The following is a 14,972-nucleotide window of genomic DNA, read 5'->3' on the forward strand; positions in this document are numbered from 1 at the left end:
TCATCCGCACGCCCTCTGGCCATCGTGGCTTGTCTCATCGGTGGTCCGGCCATGGCCGGCGCGCTGTGGATCGGCAACGTCACGGGACTGCCGGTTCCACGCTTCGTCTCGGTCAAGTCGAAGCCGGCGAATGTGCGCGTCGGTCCGGGCGTGCGCTATCCGCTGCAATGGACCTTCGTGCGCCGCTTCGTGCCGGTCGAGGTGACGGCGGAGTTCGGACAGTGGCGCCGCGTCCGCGATTGGGACGGCAGCGAAGGCTGGATCCTCGGCGCATTCCTCTCCGGACGCCGCACCGCGCTCGTCGCGCCTTGGCAGCATGGCAAGACGGCACCGTTGCGCAGCCGCGCCGCGTCGGCCGCGCGGGTGGTCGCGCAACTGCAGGACAAAGTCCTCGTCAGCGTCGAAGGATGCGACGGCCGGTGGTGCGAGGTCCGCGTCAAGGGCAAGGATGGCTTTGTCCGCCAGACGCAGCTGTGGGGCGTGTATCCCGGGGAGAAGATTTGAAGGCGGCACGCCGGCGGCAACGGATTGCGGCCGGGGTGCGCGCGGCGTAATCCGGGGATGACCGATAGATGGCCCGGATTTCACGGGCGCTTCCCTTTAGGCTACTTGCTTGTTGCTTGAGAGGGGACTGCCATGCCCTTGCCGCGTTTGCAGCGGCCGGTGCGCGTGAGTGATTGAGTGATCAGGTGAAGTGCAAGGAGACTTGGCATGCGGTTTGCGGTGGCGCTCGTGGTTCTGACGTCTCTTGCCGGTTGCGCGCAATACGACGAGACGCGGAAGGCGAACCTGGAGGCGGCGGCGGCGGACCAAGTGGCGGCCGATGACGCGAACTGCCGCTCGTCCGGCCTGCAGCCCGGTTCCCCGGAGTACGACGATTGCCGCAGACGCTGGTCGAACCAGCACGCCAATGAAGGACGCGGCCACAAGCGGATGCTCGATCAGATGATGCGCGGAAGCTCGACGCGGCCGTTCGGCGAGTAGAAGCGGACGCAAAGCCTCTCCCGGCCTCATGCTGAGGAGCGCTCGGAAGGAGCGCGTTTCGAACCATGGGCCGCCCCATCCTTCGAGACGGTCGCTGCGCGACCTCCTCAGGATGAGGACGGGGTGAGGTTTGCTGCAGGATCGAAGCGGCTTAAGCGATGCAGCTCGTTCGTCGCCCGCATGGAGCCAATGGGTCGGCGCGCCGCGCCGACCGTGACAGGTTTCGCGGAGGCGGGGCGCTCACACCGTGGTCATGGCCGGGCATAGCCGGTCGAAGACGGGTGTAAACGCCATTATGTCCCGGCCATCCACGCCTTGCTGCTTAAGACGTGGATGTCCGGCACAAGGCCGGGCATGACGGGCGCGGGCGAGGTGTGAGCAACTGTTCTCAGTCCCGGGTTTCGCCTCGCGCCACCTGACTACGTGCCGGCCTATCGCTACTTCAAAAAGTCCGGAAATTGAAGACTGGCAATAAACGGCCGAGCGGCAGCACTTAATTTGGGGGCCCACGTCAAAAGCCATTCGTGCTGCTTTGTCCAGTCGCCACTATCCCTCCGCTTTTCGTCGCCTGGCATGTAAAGGGCAATTCTTGACGCTTGAGCGTCGGGCAACTCCTCCCATGCCAACGGAGATCCGAACTCTTTTTCAATCTTGTCCTTTTGCTCGCGCAAAGATTTAAATGCAGTTTTTGCCAGCGACTTGTCTATGTAGATCTCTAAGCGAAGACTGCGATCCCAAGGAAAGCTTGCGTTCAGAACAAAGCTCGGATTGCCGCCTCGAATGGTTTCGAATGTCTGCCAGTTGCTACGGTATGGACTACGTTCAGCTAGCGCGGCGTATCGATCTTTTGCTGCCGCAATGAGCGCGCCCCAATACTCCCTCCAAGCGCGTTGAGATTCGTTTTCTGCCTCGGACGCCGCTTGTTTTGCAGTCTGAGTACGTTTGCTCCAGTCATTTGGCTTCGCCACAATCGAGAAATCGGGAGCATAGGGACTGTTGCCAATTTTATAAAGCTCAACCTGGACACCAAAAAAAGCAAATTCCTCCGTTGTTGCGCGATTTAAGAAATCAATTGCGGCTCGATGCTCTTCTCGGAACTCTTCCGCGATCCATATAATCGTACGAGCGTCCAAACCAGCGGCGTACGTCAGAAGTTGACCTAAATGCGGGTGATCGGTAGGCGTGATTTGGTTCTCAATTATTACCCATCTCTCGGTGTCCGGCTCCTTTGCAAGAATATCAGCGTAAAAGGGCCCAACCTGTTTCTCTACCGCTTCGAGGACCAGCGGGATGCCTATCTTTTCTGCCAAGAGATCGAGATTCTCTTTTTGCGCTAGCCAAGGCGTGAAATTGGATGCTTCATTTGGCCAGGCAGTTCGAAGGCTAATCCTTTCTAGGCGTGCAAGTGGAGTAGCTGCAGTCATATGTGACTCCATATAATTAGATTATGTAAGTAATTTCCTTAGAGGGCGGTCTCGCCTCACACCCCCTTCGTCATTTCCCGCAGCTTGAACTTCTGAATCTTGCCGGTGCTCGTCTTCGGGATTTCCGCGAACACCACATGGCGCGGGACCTTGTACCCGGCCAAATGCTTCTTGCACCATTGCACGAGTTCGTCGGGGCTCGCCTGCGCGCCGACCTTGAGCTCGACGAAGGCGCACGGCGTTTCGCCCCACTTCTCGTCGGCCTTGGCGACGACCGCGACCGCCAGAACCGCGGGGTGCTTGTACAGCGCGTCCTCGACTTCGATCGACGAGATGTTCTCGCCGCCGGAGATGATGATGTCCTTGGAGCGGTCCTTGAGCTGGAGATAGCCGTCGGGATACATGACGCCGAGATCGCCGGTGTGAAACCAGCCGCCGTCGAAGGCCTTGTCGGTCGCCGCCTTGTTCTTGAGATAGCCCTTCATCACCACGTTGCCGCGCATCATCACCTCGCCCAGCGTCGTGCCGTCGCGCGGCACGGGCGCGAGGCTCTCCGGGTCGCGCACGTCGAGCGCTTCCAGCGCGCCGTAGCGCACGCCCTGGCGCGACTTCAGCGCCGCCTGCTCGGCGGCGGGCAACGCGTCCCATGCGTCATGCCAGTCATTGACCACCGAAGGCCCGTAGCATTCGGTCAGCCCGTAGAGATGCGTGACGTTGAAGCCCGCCTCTTTCATCGCGGCGAGCACGGCTTCCGGCGGCGGCGCCGCGGCGGTGAAGAATTCGACCGTGTGCGGCAACGGCTTCTTCTCAGCGTCGGGGGCGTTGAGCAAGGTCGCCATCACGATCGGCGCACCGCACAGATGCGTCACCTTGTGGCTGGCGATGGCGTCGTACATCGCCGCCGCGCGCACATAGCGCAGGCACACATGCGTGCCGGCGACGACCGAAATCGACCACGGGAAGCACCAGCCGTTGCAGTGGAACATCGGCAGCGTCCACAGATACACCGGATGCTTGCCCATGGCGCAGGTGACGATGTTGCCGACGGCGAGGAGATGCGCGCCGCGATGATGGTAGACGACGCCCTTCGGGTCGCCGGTGGTGCCGCTCGTATAATTGAGCGTGATGGCGTCCCATTCATCGTCCGGCATGGACCACGCGAAATCGGGTTCGCCCTCGGCGAGGAAATCCTCGTATTCGATAGTGCCGAGCCGCTCGCCGGCACCGGCATACTCCGGATCGTCGTAGTCGATGACCAGCGGCTTCACTTTGCACAGCGCCAGCGCGTCGGCCATCACCTTTGAAAATTCGCGGTCGGTGATGACCACCTTCGCCTCGGCATGGTCGAGCGAGAAGGCGATGATCGCGGCATCCAGCCGGGTGTTGAGCGTGTTGAGCACGGCCTTCACCATCGGCACGCCGTAATGGGCCTCCAACATGGCCGGCGTGTTCGCCAGCATCACCGAGACGGTGTCGCCGCGCGTGATGCCGCGCTTGGCCAGCGCCGAGGCGAGCCGCCGCGTGCGCGCGTAGAAGTCGGCGTAGGAGCGGCGCAGCCTGCCGTGGACGATCGCCGTGTGCTGCGGAAACACGGACGCCGCGCGCTCCAGGAAACCGAGCGGCGTCAGCGGCTGGTAATTGGCCGGGTTGCGGTCGAGATCGATATCGTAAGGCGTCGTCGCCATCGTTGAGGTCCCCTCTTGCGGGGAAGGCTAACGGGCAAATCGGCCGTTGTCATGCAGGTCGGCGCGCGCGCTATTTGAACAAGTGCTTGGCGTAGTCGGGCAGGGTGCGGAAGGCGACGTGCATGTTCTCGTTGAACGAGCCGGTCTGGCAGCCGTGTTTGGCGAAAGCCTTGATCATGGCGTCGCGGCTGAACATCGACACGTGGCCGTTGCGCGGCGCGACATACCACCAACCGACGCCCCGCGTTTCGATGTCCGCCGGCTGCAGCAGCGTCGAGAACAGCACGAGCCCCGGATCGGCGAGCTTGTCGACGATGAGGCCGATGCCGGCGACCGGGTCGGGCATGTGCTCGATCGTCTCGAAGCAGGTGATGAGGTCCCAGGTGCCCTCGGGCGGCGCCGCGTGCTCCGGCACGAAGGGATCGTAGGTGACGGCGGCGCCGAAGCCGGCCTCGCGCAGCGCGGCGCAGAGGAAGTCGTTGCCGCCGCCGAAATCGAGCACGCGGCGGTTGGCGCGGTCGTCGCCGAACAGTTTGATCACCAGCGCGGCGTTGCCGCGCGGACGGGACACCTGGTAGTCCGGATCGACCGCCGCGTAGCCGTCGTTATAGATGTGCGCCTTGTAGTCGTCGTGGCTCCAGTCGGCGAAGGCGTCGGTGAACAGGAAGCCGCACGCCGTGCAGCGGCGGTAATACACCGGCGCGCCCGCGAGCGGCAGCTTGACGCCGTCCGGGATCTCGCAATTGCGGTTGAAGTCGACGACGCCGAACAGCGGCGCGGGCGCTTCGCAGATCGGACAAGGGGCGGGGGCGGCGACGACCGGCTTGAGACTCAGCATGCGCGCATTGTCGGAGCGCGGGCGGCGGCGTCAAGCCGCGTCAGCGCGGCCACAGATCGGTCACGCCCTCGCGCGTCAGCTCGATCGAGATCAGCAGCATCAGCACCATCGTGACTTGATAGAACACCTTCTGCGGCGTGCGCCGCACCAGCCAGAAGCCGAGCTGGTTGGTGACGATGGCGAGCGGCAGCAGCGCCAGCGAGGTCATCAGGCCGACGGAGGAGAATTGCCCCAGCGCGGCGTAAGGGATGACCTTCACCCAGTTGAGCGTGGCGAACATGATGGCGGTGGTGCCGACGAACACCATCTTCGGCAGGTTCTGCGACAGCACGTACATCTGATAGGGCGGGCCGCCGGCCTGGCAGATGGTCGAGGTGAAGCCCGACACCGCGCCCCAGAAGACGCCGGCCGGCACACTGGCGGTCTTGGTCTCCTCGGCGAGCTTCTTCGGGCCGATCCATGAATACAGCACGAACAGGATGGTGGTGACGCCGATGAAGATGCGCACCGCGGAGTCGGAAATATAAGACGCGAGCAGACCGGCCAGCGCGATGCCGGCGAGCGCGCCGGGGATCATGATCTTGAGGATGCGGGCGTTGTACTCGCGGCGGTACACCCAGACGGCGGTGGCGTCCTGCACGATCATGATCGGCAGCATGATGGCGGCGGCCTCGAGCGGCGGCATGGCCAGCGCGACCAGCGGCGTCGCCATCTGGCCGACGCCGGCGAAGCCGCCTTTGGACAGGCCGAGCGCCACGACGGCGGGAATGGCCAGCGCATAGAACAGGGGATCGGTGATGATGGTCACGGGAGGGATAACTCTTGGCCGTCATTCCCCGCGAAATCAGGGAATCCGATAGCCCCCGGCCGTGGTGGCTACCGGATCGCCCGCTTCCGCGGGCGATGACAGTCGGTATGGAAGCAAAATTTGCGCCGGATCAAAGCCCAAGGCCGCGCCAGGCGCCAGCCTTGTTTGCGCATGCCGGCCACGACACAATCGAACTTCGATCCGTCATCCTGAGGCGCGAGCGAAGCGAGCCTCGAAGGATGAACGGCCGGGGCCGTCGCCCTTCGAGGCCGCCTTCGGCGGGCGCCTCAGGGTGACGGGTTAAGCGTAGGAGGAAACAAAAAATGGACGTTCTCGCCAGCCGCTATCCCGATGTCTACGCGCATTGGCGGCAGAACCCCGAGGTGTTCTGGGCCGAGGCCGCGGCGGACATCGACTGGTACGAGAAGCCGACGAAGATCTTCGACAAGGACGCCGGCATCTACGGCCGCTGGTTCGCCGGCGCCACCTGTAACACCTGCTACAATGCGCTCGACCGCCACGTCGCGGGCGGCCGCAACGGCCAGGTGGCGCTGATCTACGATTCCCCCGTCACCGACACGGTGAAGACCTTCACCTATGGCCGCATGCTGTCCGAGGTGCAGCTGCTGGGCGCCATGCTGCGCGACTTCGGCGTCGAGAAGGGCGACCGCGTCATCATCTACATGCCGATGGTGCCGGAGGCGGTGTTCGCCATGCTCGCCTGCGCCCGCATCGGCGCGGTGCATTCGGTGGTGTTCGGCGGCTTCGCGGCGAAGGAACTGGCGACGCGCATCGACGACGCCAAGCCCAAGGTGATCCTGTCCGCGAGTTGCGGCATCGAGGGCGCGCGCGTCGTGCCGTATAAGCCAATGCTCGACGAGGCGATCCATCTCGCCAAGCACAAGCCGCAAGCCTGCATGATCCTGCAGCGGCCGCAATGCGAAGCGACGATGGTCGAAGGCCGCGATCACGACTGGCGTAAGACCTGGGAGCACGCGGTCGAATACGCCAAGACGTCCGAGTGCGTGCCGGTCGCCGCCACCGATCCGCTCTACATCCTCTACACCTCGGGCACGACCGGCATCCCCAAGGGCGTGGTGCGCGACAATGGCGGCCACATGGTCGCGCTGAAATGGTCGATGCAGAACCTCTACGGCATCGACCCCGGCGAGGTGTGGTGGTGCGCCTCCGACATCGGCTGGGTGGTCGGGCATTCCTACATCGTCTACGCGCCGCTACTGCACGGCTGCACCTCGATCATGTACGAGGGCAAGCCCGTCGGCACGCCGGATGCGGGCGCCTTCTGGCGCGTCATCGCGCAACACAAAGCTGTCGCGCTGTTCACCGCGCCGACCGCCTTCCGCGCCATCAGGAAGGAAGACCCGGAAGGCAAGCAGCTGTCGCATTACGACCTGTCGCGTTTCCGCACGCTCTTCCTTGCCGGCGAGCGCGCCGATCCGCCGACCATCCAGTGGGCCGAGGACCTGCTGCACGTGCCGGTGATCGATCACTGGTGGCAGACGGAAACCGGCTGGTGCATCGCCGGCAATCCGGTCGGCCTCGGCGCGTTGCCGGTGCGTTACGGCTCGGCCTGCGTGCCGATGCCGGGCTACGAGATCGACGTCGTCGACGAAGGCTGCCACAAGCTGCCGGCGAACAAGATCGGCTCCATCGTCATCAAGCTGCCGATGCCGCCCGGCGCCTTCCCGACCTTGTGGCAGGACGACGCGCGCTTCACGCAGGCCTATCTCGAGGAATTCCCCGGCTACTACAAAACCGCCGACGCCGGCTTCAAGGACGAGGACGGCTACGTCTATGTGATGAGCCGCACCGACGACATCATCAATGTCGCCGGCCATCGCCTCTCGACCGGCGGCATGGAGGAAGTGCTGGCGTCGCATCCGGACGTCGCCGAATGCGCCGTGCTCGGCATCAAGGACGAGCTCAAGGGCGAGGTGCCGTGCGGCTTCATCGTGCTGAAAGCCGGCGTTTCGCGCGCGCCCGATGTGATCGAGAAGGAGATCGTCGCGCTGGTGCGCGAGAAGATCGGGCCGGTCGCCGCGTTCAAGCTCGTCGTCACCGTGCAGCGTCTGCCGAAGACGCGTTCGGGCAAGATCCTGCGCGGCACCATCAAGAAGATCGCCGACGGCGATCCCTGGACCATGCCGGCGACCATCGACGACCCGGTGATTTTGGACGAGATTGGGACTGCACTTAAAGGCCACGGTGTCGGCCAGTCTTGATGAATCATGGCGCGTCTTCCGCATGCCGAGCGCGCCATTCTCGATCTCACCAAGCTGGAAGACTATTGCCTGAGCTCGACACATACGCGCGGGCGGCACAAGGCGCGTGTCTTTGGCGAGGCGTTGGGTATCGGGGCCAATGAGGCGGCGTGGCTTCGACTTGCGTTGCTGGCAGGAGTGCGCACTGCTGATGCGGCCGAGGTTGGTAAAGACAGCTTCGGAACCCGCTGGCGCGCCGATGTCGCGGTGGCGCGACACGATCGGCGGATTGTGGTAAGAACACTCTGGATACTGCGAACCGATGAGCAGGCGCCGCGCTTCGTGACCTGCTGGGTGCTTTGATGACGAACCAGGACCGAACAGCTCATGTACTTGACGTGGTGGCGTTGTTGACCGATCGGCCGGCGGCCGGGTTGGCGCGTGGCCAGGTCGGCACTGTTGTCGAAGACCTCGACGCGCAAACCTTGCTGGTGGAATTCAGCGGCGATGATGGTCGCGCCTACGCGGTCGAGCCGTTTCCGCGCTCCGAGCTCTTGGTTTTGCACTACGTGCCGGAAGCGGCCGAATAGCGACGAGCCTAATTGCTCGGCAAGATCACGCTTCCTCTCTCCTGCATACCGAAGGGGTTGCCCGGCGTGCCTGGCGCGCCCTATACCCGGTTCCTAATCAAGGAACCCAGCGCTCATGGACATCAAGGTCAAAGACTCGAACGGCACCATCCTCAACGACGGTGATACCGTCACGGTCATTAAGGACCTGAAGGTGAAGGGCGCCTCGTCGGTGCTCAAGCGCGGCACGGTGATCAAGAACATCCGCCTCACCGACGATCCGGACGAGGTCGAATGCCGCACCGACAAGATCAAGGGCCTGGTGCTGCGGACCGAGTTCTTGAAGAAGGCGTGAGATTTCGGCCGGAGGGCGGATTAGCGAAGCGTAATCCGCCATTTCATTCGGCGCGTCTCGGTGGGCGGCGGGTTACGCCTTCCGCCTTCGCTCTTCGAGCTTCGGCGGACGAATCGGCTAACCCGCCCTACGAGCCGCGAGCTACGCCGACGCCTTGTAGCTGTCGGTGCCGAGCCAGCCGTGCTCGGAGATATCGAACACCACGCCTTCCGGGTCTTTGTATTTGCTTTCGAAGTTGCCTTCTTTGGCGTCGCCGAGATTGAAGAAGAACTTGCCGCCGTTCTCTTCGATCTTCTTGGCGGTCGCGTCGGCATCGTCGATCTGGAAGCCGAAGTGGTGCACGCCCATGCGTGCGTTCGGGTCCTTGAGCTGCAGCAGCGCGAGATTGATGACGCCGTCGGTCAGATAGATGCCGGAACCGAGCTCCTCGATGTCATCGCGCCCGACGCGTTTCAGGCCGAAGGTTTTCTCGTAGAACTCGGCCGACTTCTCGACGTCTTTTACGCTGATCGCGAAATGCCGCAGGCGCGCCATGGCTCAACTCCTCATTCCAAACGGTCGCAAAGGGCGGCCCCAAGGGCCGCGCGGCGCAGCGTAACGCGCCGAATGGTTCGTAGCAAACGGAACGGTTTGGTGCTGCGCTTGCGTCCACCGGCGTAGGGCGGATTAGCGAAGCGTAATCCGCCGCGTCATTCTGTGTGTTTCCGAGCGGCGGGTTACGCCTTCGGCTAACCGCCCTACGAACTGCGCCTGCAATTGCGTTCGGCCTCTCCCCACGGTCATGCGCGGGCTTGACCCGCGCATCCATGATGAGCCGCAACATAATAAGCCTTACGGTCGAATTCGCGGCGTGGCCTCATGGATTGCCGGGTCAAGCCCGGCAAAATGACGGCGTGGCGAGGCTCGCGTTCAGTAGGGCGGATTAGCGAAGCGAAATCCGCTATGTGTCCGCCGAGCGGCGGGTTATGCCTTCGGCCAACCCTCCCTGCGAGCTAGGTGGCGTCGTAGAGCCGATCCAAGATTTCATCTGGATTTGGCGGCCTAAAGAAACGTGTGATCGTGCCGTACGCGTGGGGCACCTCATAAAGACCATGCGCATGCGCCTCGCTTGGTCCCCATTTGGAATGGACTCTTATGCGGTTGTCCGTTGCGACGACTTTGCCTGCATGGGTTAGTGCTTCATCTGTGAAATATAGGACTACATCACCAACTTGAACGTCGGCGATCGCGATCTCGGTCAAATATCCTTGTGCCAATTCAGACAATACAAATTTTGAATTCATGATGGCGCCTTTTAGTGTCTCCTCCACAAGCGTAATAAAGTCGCTATGATCCCAAATGCCGAATGCATAAGCAAAACAGTTAAAATTTCTGAGGCGTCCTGCACCATCAGGCAAGATCGTTATCCCGTGGTCATATTGCTGCCGGAGTTCTTCAATTCGCTTGAGGTAATCGGTAGGATTTTGAATCGTCATTGCTGCGTCGAGTGCGTGCGATAGGTCCTGGTTGCAATCCATTAGGCAATCCTCTGCGCGTGCATATTAGGCGCATTGTCTGCTACTTTGTCTGCCGCTGATACGAATTATACATCTCGTCATTGATCACATACGCCGTGCCGTCCGCCGTCAGCGCATAGTCGTCGGTCAACACGCGCGTGCGAAACGTCCAGCCCTTCGGCAGCTTCAGGCGCTCGCCGAGCTTGGGCAAATCGTCCATCGTCAGCGTCGCATCCACGATCTGCGCGTAGGACTGCATCATGTAGACCTCGCCCTTGGGCGAGACGAGCTCGTAGACCGGGCGGCCGGCCCGATAGTGAAACACCGTCGTACGCTTGACGACGTTGGGCGTGTAGAACTTGTCGCCGACCGAGCCCTGCCAGAGCTTGGTCGACAGCGTCGCGCGCAGCACCATCGGCACGCCGCCGAAATGCTCGATTTTGCCGCTCGCCGTCGCGCCCTGCGCTTCGATCATGTCGATCGTCCAATAGCGCGGGCCGTTGAGCTTGACGGCGGTGAGCTTGCGCTCCTTCGCCAGCGCTTTGGCGTCCAGCTTGCCCCATGCCTCGGCCGGGCAGAAGTTCAGACCCAGCGTGTTGTAGACCTCGACATTGAGCGTCAACCGCTCGCGTCTGACGGCGATGATCTCGCAGTAGCGCACGTTGCGCAGCGCGGCGGGCACGCTGAGCTTTGGCGCGTCCTGTGCGGCGGCCGGCGCGACGAGCGCTGCCGCGAAAGCCATGACCAGGAGATGTCGGGCCGCGATCTTCGTCATGTTCATGCTCCGCGCTGTGCTGACGGGGGATGATCGGCGCGGCGCGGCGCGTGACAAGTGAAGAAGTTTGAGCGCACTTCATCGGTGCGTCGTGCGCCACCTTCGGCAGGACGCGATCGGCGCGCCTTCCCGCTGGCGCGACCACAAGAAAATAATCCTTGACGACCTATAACGGTCTATGCCTAAATTCCTCTCGCCTGCTCGTGAGGGGCGCTTCTAGAGGCGATCCTGAGGTGGAGCAGCCCGATGGCGCGGTGCCGGAGAACAGGCATCGCGCATGGGGGCCGGAAGGCGGGGCAACCCGGCGTCCGGTGAGTGCGGCGCCCGCGTGCGTGCCTCGCAAGCATGCACCCGGGAGGCTTCGGGACCCGACCTGGGAGCACTACGACTCCTGCGCAGGGAGCCTGCTAGCAACCGCCGCCGACCACATCCGCAGCCCGCGGCGCGACAAGGCGATGAGCCGAACTGGCGTCCACGGTGAGAAGGCTGGCCAAAGGCCAAAGCGCTTCTTCGCGGATCGGTGCGGTGGCGGCTGAAGCGCGGACCCGAAGACAGAAATCGCCGCAGGTGGAGCGCCGCGTGGCGAGCGTGCCGATCGCAAGGCACGCGGCCGCCTTCGCCGGCGGTCTCACGACACGGTGCGCCATGCGGCGCTCCATCCCCTCGCTATGCGGTGAGGGAGGAAGAAGCTTCCCAAAGGTTACGGCGTACCCGGCGCCGCCAAGAATACGGGCGATGCCGCATGCGCGCGGCATGGTGCGGGCTAGGTGCCGGCTCGGCGCAGGCTCGGCGCAGGCTTGGCCGGGTTTCGGTGGAACAGCGGCCGTTTCGGATGCGTTCAACCTGAGACCGCCCGATGTCGCGCGCAGCGCCTCGCGGGTCACGCACATCAGATAAACCACACGTATCACCAGCGGAGGAATCCGATGCCTCAAACGACACCGCGTCAACGCAAGACCATGGGGCGCGTCATGCATGAGTTCGAGCACGGCGAGCTCAAAAGCGGCCGCGGCGGCAAAGGCGGCAAGGTGAAGAGCCGCCGCCAGGCGATCGCCATCGCGCTCAACGAGGCGGGCGCCTCGAAATTTGAAAGCGAGCGCGAGAACCGCAAACACCTGGCGCGGACCGAGCGCAAGGAAGCGCGCGGCGCGACTGCGCAGCAGGAGAAAGAGGGCAGGTCGCATGTCGGCGCACACGGCCGGCGCGAGAGCAGTCGCGCCATGGGCGGCGAAGAGGCGCGACATCGCACCGCCAAGGGCAAGCGCGCCGCCCGCGCCCGTTCACGCGCGAGCGGCCCGACCTATGACGAGCTTTATGATCGCGCGCGGCGCGAACACATCGCCGGCCGCTCGAAGATGTCGAAGCAGCAGCTCAAGAACGCGCTGCATCATTGAGCGCCGCCGGCAGCGTGATGCGGGCGATCAGCCCATGCGGCACGCGGTCGTGCAGCGACAGCGCGCCGCCGTGGGCTTCGGCGATGGCGCGGGCGATCGACAGGCCGAGGCCGAAGCCCGTGCGGTCGTCCATCGTGCGCGCTTCCTCGCCGCGCACGAAGGCTTCCAGCATGACGGGCTTGCGGCAATCGTCGATGCCCGGGCCGTCGTCTTCCACCGTGATGGTGGCGCCGTCGCCGCCGGCGGTCAGCCGCACCACGACGGTGGTGCCGTGACGCACGGCGTTGTCGACGAGGTTGCTCACAGCGCGTTGCAGATCGTCGGGCCGCGCCGCGACGGTCGCGTGGTCGGGCCCGGCGTAGCTGACGGCATGGCCCATATCGGCGAACTGATCGCACACCGTTTGCAGTACGCTGGCGAGGTCGATCGTGGTCATGGCGCCGTGCGCGTGGCCGTCGCGCAGGAACGACAGCACGCCGTCGGTCATCGCCTTCATCTGGTCGAGGTCCGCCAGCATCTGCTTGCGCAGGTCTTCGTCGGGGATGAACTCGCTGCGCAGCCGCAGCCGTGTGATCGGCGTGCGCAGATCGTGGCCCATGGCGGCGAGCATGCGCGTGCGGTCGTCCACCAGTTTGCGGATGCGGTCGCGCATGCGGTTGAGCGCGCGCGCGACGGCGCGGATTTCCTCCGGCCCGCGCTCCGGCAATGCCGCATCGTGGCGGTCGAGGCTGAAGCTCTCGGCGGCTTGCGCGAAGCCGGAAAGCGGCGTGCGCAAGGCCCGCGTCGCCCAGAACAGCAGCAGCGACATGCTGACGACGATGAACAGCACCGTGAGGCCGAGCGGACTGCCGAGGAACGGCTGGCGTTGCGGCGGTGGCGAAAGCCGCGCGGAAATGCCGTCGCCGTCCGGCAAGCTGATGAAGATCTGGCGGGCGCCATCGGCATGGCGGACGTTCGCGTGGAAGCCTGGGCCGAGACGCTCCTCGACAAATCGGGCGAGCGGGTCCTCGCCCGACCCCGATTCAACGTGCGGCCCGGCCTGGCTGTGCGTGATGCTCAGGTGCGGAAACGCCCGGACGATGCGCGCGATGACCGCGTCGCGATCGCTGCCGCGCGGTGCCGCCGCGGCCAGCTTGACCAGAGCTTCGAACTGGCCGGGGCTTTCGTCACGGGGACGTTCGCCTTCGAAATGACGGTTCAGGTAGAAAGCGGTGATGGCGACCGCGTGGATGGTGATCAGCGACAGCAGCACGACCACCGCCATCTGCCCGCCGATGCGGTTGAAGAACCGCGGCCGGATGACGCTCATGCGGTTTCCACGGCCGGCGTGAACAGATATCCGCCGGAGCGCACGGTCTTGATGATGCTCGGATCCTGCGGATCGGGTTCGATCTTGCGGCGCAAGCGGCTGACCAGAATGTCGACGCTGCGCTCGAAGGCGGCGGCGGTGCGGCCTTGCGTGAGTTCGAGCAATTGATCGCGCGAGAGCACACGCTGCGGACGGTCGCAGAAGGCCTGCAACAGGCCGAACTCCGCGTCGGTGAGCGCGACGCGCGCGCCGGCCGGATTGCGCACCTCGCGCAGCAGGCGATCGATCTGCCAGCCGACGAAGGTCAGCATGCGCGCGCCGTTGGCGGTGGGCTCGGCGGTGGTGCCGGCCGCGCGCCGCAGCACGGCGCGAATGCGCGCCAGAAGTTCGCGCGGGTTGAACGGCTTGGGCATGTAGTCGTCGGCGCCCATTTCCAGGCCGAGAATGCGGTCGACTTCGTCGGACTTGGCGGTGAGCATGATGATCGGTACGGGCGAGCGCGCGCGCAGCCGCTTGCACAGCGACAACCCATCCTCGCCGGGCAGCATCAGGTCGAGCACGATCAGGTCGACCTTGGCGCCGTCGAGCAGACGGTCCAGCTCGCGGCCGTTGGCGGCAAGCGACACGCGGCATTCATTGGTGCGCAGATAGCGGGCAACGAGCGCGCTGATCTCGCGATCGTCTTCGACGACCAGAATGTGGGGCTGTTTGCTCATGCAATGTCGGATAGCGGCGAAGCGGGGCGCGTGCGCGGGACGAATTGTATCCGAATGTTTCCAGTTCTTGCCACGTTACAAAGCGAAACAAATGAGGTCCGGCGACACACGTTCCCATCGACCACGAACGCGGTTTCTTTGCGGCGCGCCGGCGCATGTCCGGCGCCGCGAAGGTATCGGAATATGACTTCGATTTCATCGATGCAGTCGGTCTCGCCGGTGCCACGGTTGAAGAGCGGCAGCTCGACCGACACCGGCGTGGCGCCGTTGATGCGGGACTTCCTGAAGATGATTCAGGATGCGCAGGCGTCGTCGTCGCGCTACGGCACGAGCGGCAGCAACTCGATGCCGCAGACCCACTCGCTCGTCGTAATTATACGGCGTGATCGATTAGCCG

At 64.0% G+C, this 14,972-nt stretch carries 18 protein-coding genes; 8 read left to right on the plus strand and 10 right to left on the minus strand.

Annotated elements, in window-relative coordinates:
• The first annotated feature begins 51 nt into the window (after window positions 1–51).
• Together DW352_RS23440 and DW352_RS23445 are read left to right on the plus strand one after the other, a co-directional pair.
• Window positions 52–504, plus strand: coding sequence for an SH3 domain-containing protein (locus DW352_RS23440; protein ID WP_115693590.1), 453 nt, complete (start codon window positions 52–54; stop codon window positions 502–504).
• Between the two features lie 207 nt (window positions 505–711).
• On the plus strand, window positions 712–984 hold the full coding sequence (locus tag DW352_RS23445; RefSeq protein WP_115693591.1) for a hypothetical protein: 273 nt from the start codon (window positions 712–714) through the stop codon (window positions 982–984).
• Window positions 985–1,421: 437 nt separating this feature from the next.
• On the opposite strand, the gene DW352_RS23450 is transcribed toward DW352_RS23445, so the two are convergent.
• The 4 genes from DW352_RS23450 to DW352_RS23465 all read right to left on the minus strand — a co-directional run bounded on the left by DW352_RS23450 (window position 1,422) and on the right by DW352_RS23465 (window position 5,739).
• The gene (locus DW352_RS23450) at window positions 1,422–2,408 is read right to left on the minus strand and encodes a DUF4268 domain-containing protein (protein WP_162827150.1); all 987 of its coding nucleotides are present in this window, start codon (window positions 2,406–2,408) and stop codon (window positions 1,422–1,424) included.
• Between the two features lie 56 nt (window positions 2,409–2,464).
• Window positions 2,465–4,093, minus strand: a complete 1,629-nt coding sequence (locus tag DW352_RS23455) for an acyl-CoA synthetase (RefSeq protein ID WP_115693593.1) — start codon at window positions 4,091–4,093, stop codon at window positions 2,465–2,467.
• A gap of 70 nt (window positions 4,094–4,163) precedes the next feature.
• On the minus strand, window positions 4,164–4,931 hold the full coding sequence (locus DW352_RS23460) for a class I SAM-dependent methyltransferase (RefSeq protein WP_115693594.1): 768 nt from the start codon (window positions 4,929–4,931) through the stop codon (window positions 4,164–4,166).
• A 40-nt stretch (window positions 4,932–4,971) separates the two neighbouring features.
• On the minus strand, window positions 4,972–5,739 hold the full coding sequence (locus DW352_RS23465) for a sulfite exporter TauE/SafE family protein (protein ID WP_115693595.1): 768 nt from the start codon (window positions 5,737–5,739) through the stop codon (window positions 4,972–4,974).
• A gap of 323 nt (window positions 5,740–6,062) precedes the next feature.
• On the opposite strand from DW352_RS23465, the gene DW352_RS23470 reads away from it, so the two are divergent.
• The 4 genes from DW352_RS23470 to DW352_RS23485 all read left to right on the plus strand — a co-directional run bounded on the left by DW352_RS23470 (window position 6,063) and on the right by DW352_RS23485 (window position 8,885).
• Window positions 6,063–7,982 (plus strand): propionyl-CoA synthetase, encoded by a 1,920-nt coding sequence (locus DW352_RS23470; RefSeq protein ID WP_115693596.1) that lies wholly within the window; start codon window positions 6,063–6,065, stop codon window positions 7,980–7,982.
• A gap of 6 nt (window positions 7,983–7,988) precedes the next feature.
• Entirely contained in the window at window positions 7,989–8,324 is a 336-nt protein-coding gene (locus tag DW352_RS23475) for a DUF6883 domain-containing protein (protein WP_115693597.1), read from the plus strand.
• Window positions 8,324–8,551, plus strand: a complete 228-nt coding sequence (locus DW352_RS23480; protein ID WP_115693598.1) for a DUF4926 domain-containing protein — start codon at window positions 8,324–8,326, stop codon at window positions 8,549–8,551. The genes DW352_RS23475 and DW352_RS23480 overlap by 1 nt, the downstream gene beginning before the upstream one ends.
• Before the next feature lie 121 nt (window positions 8,552–8,672).
• Complete coding sequence (locus DW352_RS23485) at window positions 8,673–8,885, plus strand: alkylphosphonate utilization protein (protein WP_115694574.1); 213 nt, start codon at window positions 8,673–8,675, stop codon at window positions 8,883–8,885.
• A 141-nt stretch (window positions 8,886–9,026) separates the two neighbouring features.
• Here the strand turns inward: DW352_RS23485 and DW352_RS23490 are convergent, their stop codons facing one another.
• From DW352_RS23490 to DW352_RS26970, 4 genes are all read right to left on the minus strand, one after another.
• Complete coding sequence (locus tag DW352_RS23490) at window positions 9,027–9,419, minus strand: VOC family protein (RefSeq protein ID WP_115693599.1); 393 nt, start codon at window positions 9,417–9,419, stop codon at window positions 9,027–9,029.
• Window positions 9,420–9,877: 458 nt separating this feature from the next.
• Window positions 9,878–10,402, minus strand: a complete 525-nt coding sequence (locus tag DW352_RS23495; protein ID WP_115693600.1) for a DUF7689 domain-containing protein — start codon at window positions 10,400–10,402, stop codon at window positions 9,878–9,880.
• Between the two features lie 40 nt (window positions 10,403–10,442).
• A complete protein-coding gene (locus DW352_RS23500; RefSeq protein ID WP_162827152.1) occupies window positions 10,443–11,156 on the minus strand; it encodes a hypothetical protein in 714 nt (237 codons plus the stop codon).
• 407 nt (window positions 11,157–11,563) lie between these two features.
• Window positions 11,564–12,058 (minus strand): hypothetical protein, encoded by a 495-nt coding sequence (locus tag DW352_RS26970; protein WP_162827153.1) that lies wholly within the window; start codon window positions 12,056–12,058, stop codon window positions 11,564–11,566.
• A 24-nt stretch (window positions 12,059–12,082) separates the two neighbouring features.
• Here DW352_RS26970 and DW352_RS27590 point away from each other — a divergent pair, with 24 nt between their 5' ends.
• Window positions 12,083–12,550 (plus strand): DUF6496 domain-containing protein, encoded by a 468-nt coding sequence (locus tag DW352_RS27590; RefSeq protein ID WP_210209887.1) that lies wholly within the window; start codon window positions 12,083–12,085, stop codon window positions 12,548–12,550.
• Here the strand turns inward: DW352_RS27590 and DW352_RS23515 are convergent.
• Window positions 12,528–13,859, minus strand: coding sequence for an ATP-binding protein (locus tag DW352_RS23515; RefSeq protein WP_115693603.1), 1,332 nt, complete (start codon window positions 13,857–13,859; stop codon window positions 12,528–12,530). The two genes, DW352_RS27590 and DW352_RS23515, sit on opposite strands and share 23 nt — an antisense overlap.
• Window positions 13,856–14,575 (minus strand): response regulator, encoded by a 720-nt coding sequence (locus DW352_RS23520; RefSeq protein WP_115693604.1) that lies wholly within the window; start codon window positions 14,573–14,575, stop codon window positions 13,856–13,858. The genes DW352_RS23515 and DW352_RS23520 overlap by 4 nt, the downstream gene beginning before the upstream one ends.
• 155 nt (window positions 14,576–14,730) lie before the next feature.
• On the opposite strand from DW352_RS23520, the gene DW352_RS26975 reads away from it, so the two are divergent.
• A complete protein-coding gene (locus DW352_RS26975) occupies window positions 14,731–14,961 on the plus strand; it encodes a hypothetical protein (protein WP_162827154.1) in 231 nt (76 codons plus the stop codon).
• Window positions 14,962–14,972: the final 11 nt, after the last annotated feature.

Origin of the sequence: Pseudolabrys taiwanensis, assembly GCF_003367395.1 — a bacterium.
Classification (GTDB): domain Bacteria; phylum Pseudomonadota; class Alphaproteobacteria; order Rhizobiales; family Xanthobacteraceae; genus Pseudolabrys; species Pseudolabrys taiwanensis.

What these genes read in the sequence shown, in the direction of transcription:
- DW352_RS23475 (WP_115693597.1), top strand. Translation starts at nt 7,989, where the DNA reads ATGGCGCGTCTTCCGCATGCCGAGCGCGCCATTCTCGATCTCACCAAG.
- DW352_RS23500 (WP_162827152.1), bottom strand. Translation starts at nt 11,156, where the DNA reads ATGACGAAGATCGCGGCCCGACATCTCCTGGTCATGGCTTTCGCGGCA.
- DW352_RS23470 (WP_115693596.1), top strand. Translation starts at nt 6,063, where the DNA reads ATGGACGTTCTCGCCAGCCGCTATCCCGATGTCTACGCGCATTGGCGG.
- DW352_RS23450 (WP_162827150.1), bottom strand. Translation starts at nt 2,408, where the DNA reads ATGACTGCAGCTACTCCACTTGCACGCCTAGAAAGGATTAGCCTTCGA.
- DW352_RS26975 (WP_162827154.1), top strand. Translation starts at nt 14,731, where the DNA reads ATGTCCGGCGCCGCGAAGGTATCGGAATATGACTTCGATTTCATCGAT.
- DW352_RS23440 (WP_115693590.1), top strand. Translation starts at nt 52, where the DNA reads ATGGCCGGCGCGCTGTGGATCGGCAACGTCACGGGACTGCCGGTTCCA.
- DW352_RS23480 (WP_115693598.1), top strand. Translation starts at nt 8,324, where the DNA reads ATGACGAACCAGGACCGAACAGCTCATGTACTTGACGTGGTGGCGTTG.
- DW352_RS23445 (WP_115693591.1), top strand. Translation starts at nt 712, where the DNA reads ATGCGGTTTGCGGTGGCGCTCGTGGTTCTGACGTCTCTTGCCGGTTGC.
- DW352_RS23455 (WP_115693593.1), bottom strand. Translation starts at nt 4,093, where the DNA reads ATGGCGACGACGCCTTACGATATCGATCTCGACCGCAACCCGGCCAAT.
- DW352_RS23460 (WP_115693594.1), bottom strand. Translation starts at nt 4,931, where the DNA reads ATGCTGAGTCTCAAGCCGGTCGTCGCCGCCCCCGCCCCTTGTCCGATC.
- DW352_RS23490 (WP_115693599.1), bottom strand. Translation starts at nt 9,419, where the DNA reads ATGGCGCGCCTGCGGCATTTCGCGATCAGCGTAAAAGACGTCGAGAAG.
- DW352_RS27590 (WP_210209887.1), top strand. Translation starts at nt 12,083, where the DNA reads ATGCCTCAAACGACACCGCGTCAACGCAAGACCATGGGGCGCGTCATG.
- DW352_RS23495 (WP_115693600.1), bottom strand. Translation starts at nt 10,402, where the DNA reads ATGGATTGCAACCAGGACCTATCGCACGCACTCGACGCAGCAATGACG.
- DW352_RS23520 (WP_115693604.1), bottom strand. Translation starts at nt 14,575, where the DNA reads ATGAGCAAACAGCCCCACATTCTGGTCGTCGAAGACGATCGCGAGATC.
- DW352_RS23515 (WP_115693603.1), bottom strand. Translation starts at nt 13,859, where the DNA reads ATGAGCGTCATCCGGCCGCGGTTCTTCAACCGCATCGGCGGGCAGATG.